The sequence below is a fragment of the Gemmatimonadota bacterium genome (assembly GCA_026706845.1).
Lineage (GTDB): Bacteria > Latescibacterota > UBA2968 > UBA2968 > UBA2968 > VXRD01.
In genome coordinates this window covers 1-6,934 of the sequence record JAPOXY010000251.1, presented here as the reverse complement: position 1 = coordinate 6,934, position 6,934 = coordinate 1, and the positions used below count along the sequence as shown (strand labels likewise).

The 6,934-nt window shown below is 49.2% G+C and carries 4 protein-coding genes; all 4 read right to left on the bottom strand.

Going from position 1 to position 6,934, the window contains the following annotated elements; all coding sequences use genetic code 11:
- A partial coding sequence (locus OXG87_22150) for a hypothetical protein (GenBank protein ID MCY3872259.1) occupies positions 1–234 on the bottom strand: 234 nt, incomplete at its 3' end.
- Positions 235–748: 514 nt separating this feature from the next.
- Positions 749–1,777 carry an SIR2 family protein gene (locus OXG87_22145; protein ID MCY3872258.1) on the bottom strand — a complete coding sequence of 343 codons (1,029 nt, stop codon included), beginning with the start codon at positions 1,775–1,777 and terminating at the stop codon, positions 749–751.
- Between the two features lie 37 nt (positions 1,778–1,814).
- Positions 1,815–4,346 (bottom strand): N-6 DNA methylase, encoded by a 2,532-nt coding sequence (locus OXG87_22140; GenBank protein MCY3872257.1) that lies wholly within the window; start codon positions 4,344–4,346, stop codon positions 1,815–1,817.
- A gap of 29 nt (positions 4,347–4,375) precedes the next feature.
- A complete protein-coding gene (locus tag OXG87_22135) occupies positions 4,376–6,886 on the bottom strand; it encodes a DEAD/DEAH box helicase family protein (protein ID MCY3872256.1) in 2,511 nt (836 codons plus the stop codon).
- Positions 6,887–6,934: the final 48 nt, after the last annotated feature.

Genomic DNA, 6,934 nt, shown 5'->3' with positions numbered 1-6,934 from the left:
GTTTTTAAGGGAGGCTTCCCATTGTCCGTGCGGTGTTCGAGACCTCAAGACTCTGAAAGTCGCTCCTACAATGTAGGACTCGCCAGGTGTACGACGTCTCACTCCACCATCAAGAGATGCGTAAAGTTTGCTGAGGTCATTTGCGTACTCGCGTAATTCCTCATAGGAAAAATGTTCAAGTCGTTCAATATCAAAAAACTCGAATCCCTGCATGTTCTTCGTTGCTGTTGTCATTACTGCCTCCTTATTGGAATTGCGAGGTTGGTTCAGCCTCGCAAGATTTGTGGGCGTGGATCGCCCTTTCACCTATATATAGGAAATAATATTCGAAATGGTTTTTTTCGGTAAAAATTTTTTTAGATGGACAACAAAGACGAGAAGATCCGACAGGATGTCGCTTTTGGTGTATCCGATCTGCTGTAGATACAGGAGTGATCTATACACGAAAAAAGGCCATCAACCGAATAAGATCGACAGCCTTTTGCTTATGCCTGGTCGAGCACCACAATCCCTTGTGGATGCAGTTGGCCACGGGAACACTACATCAATCACAGGCTTGAAATCCAAGCTCTAAATACTCGCACCAAAACGGGGTAACTCCACCTCCGGTCCAGCCTCCTCGTTCTCTCCCCACCCCCTTCTCACTGCATCCCGTATCTTCTTCTCGAATCGCTCAATCAACGAATGAAAGGTCAATCGGTCTTAATTTGCCTGCGCTACTTATTGCCAATCCTCTCCAGCGACCTGTTTAAGCACGGCTCGGACGAATTGGTCCAGGAAAGATATTAACTGACTCTTCCGTGAGTCCATTTTTAAGATGCTGACACTCATCTAAAAAAGAGAAATCGGGGAGTGCATCATCTTTGTTGATAACGAATTTTGGAATCTCTGAAGGGAGTTCGGAGAGAATGGTATTGATATAGTCATCGCGAAAAGCATACCCAATAAAAATTGCCGCACTCGCTTGTTGTACTACAGCTTGCAGGTGCTCATGAAATTTGGTGAAGGGTTCCTCGTTAGGCACTCCTTTATATCCTGGATACAAGATTGAATGCTGTTGATGGTTTCCCGTGAAAATGGGATTACTTATGATAATGCCGTCGTTGCTACGTTGCCAGTTCACAGACCCATGCAGCTTGGTCAACCGTCCATGATTATTGTAAGGAACCCCGGGGGTATCCCAGATGGAGGTGTCCAATATCAGGCTATCAACATTGCTCTTTAGACCTGTTTCCAAATTTATCTTGCCCACATCAATAACCTGTTCCAGCACTCGATCATAGTTTGTCGTGAATATTTCGATATTTGAGTCATATTGCACGAGCCCTTGAAGTAATTGTACCCAATTCGATAGCTTGTCTTTGTCGGGAGGTGTTGCATATAAGTCATACACTAAGGCATTGATGTCATCTTTTAGATTTTCAATTTTATTCCATCCTGAACCGTTCATCTGATGCAGAAACGATGCAATAATATTAGTAGCTTCTGTAAGGATGCCGCTCATGCGATCATGTAGAAGCCATCCAAATATTTTTTTAGGATCACATACGGACAAACAACGGTGCCGAAGTGTAGCCAATTCATCCAAAGTCCACAATATTTCCTCAATATCTATGGGCTGTTCATCTTTCTGAATCTTTAAGAATTCACAGACTTGAAAAAATAAAGGGTCCTTTTTAATATTATCGGGGAGACGACTGAAAAACTCGACAGTGGTTGGATACTGTTCGGGATCAACAGCGGCAGATCCTCCTGCACCTACGAAAACAAGAATCATGGTCTATCCTCCAAATTGTATGTTGCTGCAAAAAATATTAAGTAAAGCTTTCCCCCCATACCCTCCCCACCGCATCCTGTATCTTCTTCTCGAATCGTTCAATCAACTTGAGGTTGGTCTCCACCAGTACCTGCTCAGATTCGATTTCGGCGACGATTTGTTGCTGAATATTCGAAGCGGGAAGAGGTATTTTGTAGCTTTCTACCGCCCGCCTCGGTACCCGTTGCAATCCCCCCGTCCCCGTCATTTGCGGTGTTGCCCATCTGCGGAATGCAGGAGTAGCGACGCACAGAAATATCCATTCGGGGAGTACTTCCTCAGTTGGTCTCAGCACATAGAACTCACTTGAACCGAAGCCGATTCCGTTGCTCAAGCCTTTGGCAATTCCCGCTTTGCCGTTTTCAAAACATGGCGTCACTTTTGCAATTAGTACGTCATTGTCCTTGAAATATGTATAGCTGGAACCAACCTCTTTCAGACATTTGTAATCCTTGGCCTCAAAGTACATCCTATTTTCGCCCATATCGGACATCGGTACAAAGGAAACGATTTTTGCGCCATCCATTGCTGCTATATCTGATTTTCGCGGGTTTACAACACAGGCTTCTCTGACTTCCACCATAGGCCACTCAGGATCAACCGCAATGTTCGGTCGATAGTTCTCCACCACTGCCCGCGCCCCGTCAATCACTCGCTGATAGTCCTCTATTTCCGAGACGATTTCCCGTTGCACTTCAAGTGGCGGTAGGGGGATTTGGATGATCTGGATGTCGCTCTTGTTTATTGATGAGAATGCTGATCCTGTGCTTCCGGTTATTTCTGATTCCAAGCTATGGAGAACATAGAAAATATAGGCAGTGAGTAGCAGATTTTTGATTGGTCTAATAGCGGCGAGTCCCCGTCCGATACAGATACGCTGTGTTGTTAGGTTGACAGGTCCAACAGGAGCACGCACGGACATAAGAATATCGCCTTTCTCAGCAAATCTTCGCGGATCCGTCGTCCATTTTGTGGGTTTCCCGATAAACATTTGTCCAAACTCAGTTTTGCCTTGATAGAACGGCGTCCCTACCCCAGTATCATTGTAGGACTTTCCGGGCGGTGATTGTCCAGAAATGACTTCCGCCACTTCACCCAATGGTACGATAGGAAATTGCGACAGACGAACTGCACTCCCTCGATACCGCTCTCCACTCAAGTTATATTCCCCACCCTCAGCTACTTTTGATTTCTCAACGACGAGTCTGTGTGTGATGGGTTTATCGGTTGTGTATTGCGCTTCAGGTTTTGCGACATTTAGTGTGAGTTGGGGGTCATCCACTGTTTCGTCCGCCCGTAGTCGCGCAAGATATTCGCAAAGTTCCTCTGCTACTTGCGGCAGGTCGTTTTTGTCAATCTCCCGCCGTTGTGCGCCCAAATCAAAACCGTCGTTTTCTACCTTGAAGAAGGCGATGTGGTCAGTCTTTTTCGCCAGTACTTTGTCCAGTATGAGAATGGAAGTTTTGACGCCTGAGTACGGATTGAATACGCCAGCGGGGAGTGAGACGACGGCGACGAGAAATTCTTCCACCAGCATCTTGCGGAGTTGTTTGTGTGCGTTCTGACTCTGGAAGATAATGCCTTCGGGAACGATGATACCGGCGCGTCCTGCAGGCGTTAGATGTTCGGCCATATAATCGACAAATAGCACTTCGCTGCGTCTGGATTGAACGGAGAAGCGGTTGTGTGGACGGATGCCCCCTTTTGGCGACATGAATGGCGGATTGGCGAGAATGACATCGGCGTATTCGTTCCAGTATTCCTCGCTGGTCAGGGTGTCGTATTCAGATATATGCGGGTCGGCAAAGCCGTGCAGGTACATATTCACGAGTGATAAACGCACCATATCGGGCGATATGTCGTAGCCCTTAAAATTGTCCGCCAGTCTCCCTCGCTCGTCTGGTGTAAGCGTAATTTGGCCCTGTTCGTTGGTGTTGGCTTTGCGTATGTGCTTGTAGGATGAGATTAAAAACCCGGCGGTGCCGCAGGCGGGGTCGAGTACGCTTTCGTCTTTTTTGGGGTCGATGACAGTGACGATGAAGTCGATAATGTGGCGCGGTGTGCGGAACTGTCCGGCATCTCCCTGAGAACCGAGTACAGAGAGCAAATATTCGAAAGCATCGCCGAGCCGTTCGGAGTGATCGTATTCAAACTCATCAATGATTTTGAGAAAGGCGCGCAGGGTTTCGGGGTCGCGGTAGGGCAAAAAGGCATTCTTAAAAATGTCCCGAAATAGAAGTGGAATACCTGGGTTTTCTGGCATCCTGGTAATGGCATCGGCGTAGAGATTGAGCATTTCGTGTCCACCCAAGCCAGAGCGCATCAGCTTTGCCCAACCGAAACGGGCGAACTCTCCGGCGAAGAATTGTCGTTCTCCTCCGAGTTCTTCACTTTCGGCGTCCAGGTCGTCCATGAATTTGTAGATCAGTGCTATGGTGATCTGCTCAACCTGACTCTTGGGATCGGGTACTTTGCCCACCAGAATATCGCGGGCAGTGTCAATACGGCGTTTGGTATCTGTATCGAGCATGGGTAGGACTTCCTTTTGTGGCTATTGTTTTAAGCAACGAACTGATTCAATGGTACGTAATCTTTGACATATTCGGGAATGAGTGCGCGGTACTTCTCTGGCACGGCGCGGAAGTCGCGGATAGAGAAGACCGGGTTGGTGGCGAGTTCGGTGTATGCGCGGTTTTCGATGATGTGACGTATCTGGTCGCTGGTGAGGTACGCCTTGAAATAGGTTTTGAGGGCGGGTATGGAGTAGGCATCTTCCGGTTTGTTATCGGCGACAAACTTGTTGAACTCTTCTTCCAATAACTCGTCCTTAGACTTGAAGTGTGGGATGAGGTCAAAGACTTTTTCCAATATCTCGCGCAGAGTCAGACGACGATCTACGGCTGCTGCCTGGCGGAGTTTGTTGAGGGTATAGTATTCCTCGGGCTTGTCAAAGACTTCGCGGTTCACATAGTCGATTACGTGATCCCACTGTCCGGCTTCAACGGCTTTTACTATGGCTTTGTTCTCGCGCACAGTGTCTGCAAATTTGTCGAAGAACATGCGGTCAATTTTCATGCCGTCGTAGCCGATGTGCTCTACGTCAATTTTAGAGAGCATATCTTCGCCCAGGTACTCGTACATACCAATAGGTAGAGTTGGCTCGGGATCGCCTTTATTACTGTGCCTGTACGCAGGCAGTTCCAGTATCTGGTCATAGTTGAATTCGGTTTCGAAGTATTCGCAGTTGCCGAAGAAGTCAAAGAGTTTGAAGGCGGTTTTCTCAGGGTGCGCGATGCGTTCCTTGTGACTGTCGTCTAAGAGCAGGTCGCGGAAATCGTGCTTCCGCGTGCCTCGGCCTTTGATCTGGATAAAGTCTGTGGGTGAGAAGATGGGGCGGAATAAGCCGAGGTTGAGGATGTCTGGACAGTCGTAGCCAGTGGTCATCATGCCGACGGTGACGCATACGCGGGCTTTGCTCGTGCGGTATTGGGGCAGGAAGTTGGCGGTGCCGAGCAGGTTGTTATTGGCAAAGTTGATGGTGAATTGTTGTGCGTCTGGTATCATGGATGTGACCTGTACGGCGAAGTCGGACTGGTACTTGCCGGGAAACTTCCGGTGAGCCATTTCGTTGAGTATGTTGGTCAAGTGAGCGGCGTGATTCTGGCTGACGGCGAAGATGATGGACTTGCCTATTTCACCGCTGACGGGATCGCGCAGGGCGTTTTCGAGAAAGGTTTTGCAGAAAAGTACGTTGGTGGCGTCGGAAAAAAATCGCTTCTCGAACTCGCGCTGTTTGTAGGTTTCCTCGTGGTCTTCGCCCTCGGTATCGGTGAACGAGACGACGAAGCCCTGCTCAGAGAGGAGTTGGGTTGTTACATCGGTGCGGGCGTCAACAACGGTTGGGTTGATCAAGACGTTATCTTTTACGCCATCGAGTAGGGAATAGCGAAAGGTGGGTTGTCCGCTCTCGCATCCAAAGGTGCGGTAGGTGTCGAGTAGCAGGCGCCGCTCAATCTCGCGCGGGTCGCGTATTTTTGGATCAGATGTTTTGACACCCCGCAGGTAGTCGCGGGGCGTTGCGGTCAGTCCGAGTTTGTATCCGACGAAATAGTCGAATACGGCGCGGGCATTGCCCGAGATGGAGCGATGTGCTTCATCGGAGATCACGAAATCGAAATCCGTGGGCGAGAAGATTTTCTGGTATTTGTTGTCGAATAAGAAGGATTGAACCGTGCTGACTACAATCTCGGCTCGCCGCCAGTCGTCGCGGTTCTCTTTGTAAATGACTGTCTCAAAGTCGGCTGAGAGCAACTCTGTGAAGACCTTTTTGGCCTGGTCCTCCAATTCGAGGCGATCCACCAGGAAGAGTACGCGGCTGGCATTGCCAGAACGAAGGAATAGCTTGATGATGGCGGCAGCGGTGAGGGTCTTGCCCGTGCCAGTCGCCATTTCAAATAGGAAGCGATCCTGGCCGTCTTTCACCGCGCGTTGCAGGGCGTGGACGGCTTGCAATTGATATGAGCGGAGGAAGCGCAGTTTGTTGGCATGGATGAAGCTGGGACGTTCGGCTTCGTTTTTCCATGCGGCTTCCGACGCATAATTGGGGCGTTGGGTGAGAACTATGTAGTCATCGCTGACGCGCTCATCCACCAGACGCTGTGGGTTGGGCGTAGTCTTTTGGTAGCTACCTACCGAATCTGGCGTTGGGAATGCGGTAATGATGTAGGGGTTGCCCCGCTCGAGATCCCAGAAGTAGTGCAGGTTTCCGTTGGAGAGGATAACGAATCGGCAGTTCTGTGAGCGGGCATACTTCCGCGCCTGTTCCTTTCCTGCCAGCGGTTGCTTTTCCTCTGCCTTGGCTTCCAGAACGATGAGCGGAAATCCCCTATCATCCAGTAGCAGAAAGTCGATAAATCCTTTGCGGGTTTTCTCGAAGTTGTCCCCGAGGGTGTTGAGATCAACACCTGCTTCGAGGCGAATATTGGCGGGTTTGTCTCCTGCGTCAAAAAATCGCCATCCCGCTGACTCGAGTAGTCTATTGATTTTTAACCGTGCAGTAGCTTCGTTCATCCTGTTCTCTGTGGGAGTATATTATCTATCACCTGGAGTTCTCCCGTT